This window comes from Shigella sp. FC1967 (assembly GCF_001743005.1).
Taxonomy (GTDB): Bacteria; Pseudomonadota; Gammaproteobacteria; order Enterobacterales; family Enterobacteriaceae; genus Proteus.
The window spans coordinates 1-282 of sequence record NZ_MIIZ01000157.1 but is presented as its reverse complement, the minus strand read 5'-3'; the positions used below and the strand labels follow the sequence as shown (position 1 = coordinate 282).

The window sequence follows — 282 nt, the reverse complement described above, 5'->3', positions numbered from 1 at the left end:
CTCTTCATTAAAATAGGGGCTGACTAGCCCCCTTTTTTTATCGGAATGACATTGCGTTTGTGGACGTTATTTTCACTCGGGATATGTAACCTTGAAAAAAGGCGTACCGACAAGAGAATGATCACACAGCTCTCCATAATAGATAAGCGACAAAATCTCTTGCTCGTTGATTTTTCCCACCTTAAAAAGGTAATTGATTATTGCTGTATCCAGTAGGTCGTGACATCCATTAAGCAAGTCCACGATATTGGCCGCAGCTTCGTTTTCCTCTCCGTCATCTCG

General features: G+C 42.2%; 1 pseudogene. It reads right to left on the bottom strand.

Going from position 1 to position 282, the window contains the following annotated elements:
• Positions 1–72 precede the first annotated feature (72 nt).
• A pseudogene (locus tag BHE89_RS01475) lies at positions 73–282 on the bottom strand (hypothetical protein); the annotation flags it as partial.